The 1,620-nt window shown below is 68.1% G+C and carries 1 protein-coding gene; it reads left to right on the forward strand.

Translation table 11 applies throughout. The annotated features are described in order from the left end of the window. The coding region (locus tag EB084_25035) for a hypothetical protein (GenBank protein NDD31529.1) at window positions 1-1,620 on the forward strand (1,620 nt) is incomplete at both ends.

The following is a 1,620-nucleotide window of genomic DNA, read 5'->3' on the forward strand; positions in this document are numbered from 1 at the left end:
CCTCGGGCGAGGCCGCGAACCCCCAGGGACAGGCGTCTCCCGCGCAGACGGCGGGGGTTCCGCAGGCCGCCGCCGCTCCGGTGAGTCGCGCTGAGATCACCCGGCTCCAGTCGGTTCTTCCCCAGCTCGTTGCACGGGGGGCTATCTCGGCGTCCGATGCCGCAGCCCTCGAGAAGCTCATCCAGAGCGCAGGGTCAGCCGACATCGACGGTGGGCAGGCACTGCTGCGCAAGGCCCTCGACACCGCAGATCGTCTGCGTCAGAGCGGCGTTGACCTCACGCGCGATCCAGGTCGGGTAGACGCGGTCGTCCCTTCTCGAGAATCGAGGGAGGCGCGCACGTCTGACCGCAGCGCGGGCTCCCGCTCTGTCGATGACGTGGTGCTGAAAGCGAGCGGCGGCAGCCTTCAGAGCAGTGATTTTGAGTTCCTCGCACGCGCGACGGGTGCAGCCGATGGCGCGCGCAATCTCGCAGACGCCCTCGAGTGGATGATGTCTCAGCCCAACGGGGGCCAGCGCATGATCGACATCCTGCGTCAGGGCTGCCTCCCCGGCAGCACCACCTATCTGGCCCAGGCTCTGGCGAACATGGGGCAGGCCTCTCCCGAGCAGACGCTGGGCCTCTTGTTGCTCACCACCGATGCTCGGGGAGGTGCCGCCGAGCTGGTGCGCTTCTTCGGGGCCATGTCCGGTCGCGCGCAGGCCGCAGGTCAGTTCGCGACGATGTTTGAGGGCTTGACGCGATCATCGGCCGCCGCAGGCGCGATGGCCGAGCTGCTCGAGACCCTCACGAACGCGTCTGTTGAAGACCGCAGCGGCTCGAAGACCATGGCCCGTCTGCTGAACGAGTCCAGCGCGGGGGCGAGCGGGGCCGCGAACCTCAACAAGGGATTCGGTCGAACGCTCGAGGTCGAGGGAGGGGCTCGCGCTTTTGCGCGCATCCTGCAACGGCTTTCGAGTGGGGCAGAGGATACGGCTGACTTCCTCGAGCATCTCGGAAGCCGAGAGAGCGGTGGAGAATCTGTGGGGCGTCTCCTCGCTCGCGCCTCCGCCTCAAGAGACGGCGCCCGACAGGTGCTCGACAGCTTCGTGCGGATGGCCGACGCGGAGGGGGGGCGGGAGAAGACCGGAGAGATCCTCGCCCGCGCCATCGAATCGCACAGCGGCGCCAGGCTGGTTGCAAACCTCACAACCGAATCGCTGACCGCAAAGACCTTCGAGGCGCTCCTCAGCCGTCTCGACAGCGCGAGCACGCCGGAGACGAGCACGCGTCTCACGTCAGCCTTCGAGAAGATGCAGACGCATCCGGACGCTGCGCAGCTTCGCCTGCGATCGGCGGATTCGCCTGAGCTGGGCAGCATCCTCGAGCGCTTCACGGCGCCCCGGGCTGACGCATCCGCCCAGGCGCGATTGTCGGATGCGGTGATGCAGTCTCGGCAGGCGGGCGATGCGCGCTTCGAAGCTTCCCACGCGACCGTTCATGCGGAGGTTTCGCGCAGTGCGGCCACCGAGGCGGGAGCAACGCGTACGCACGCCCAGGCTGCGTCGGGTGGGCAATGCGGTGGGCTCGAGCATCTCTCGTCTGGCGAGAGACAGGCGCGCTCGACCCAGGTGGTGCAGG

It is taken from the genome of Pseudomonadota bacterium (assembly GCA_010028905.1).
In the GTDB taxonomy this organism is placed as follows: Bacteria; Vulcanimicrobiota; Xenobia; order RGZZ01; family RGZZ01; genus RGZZ01.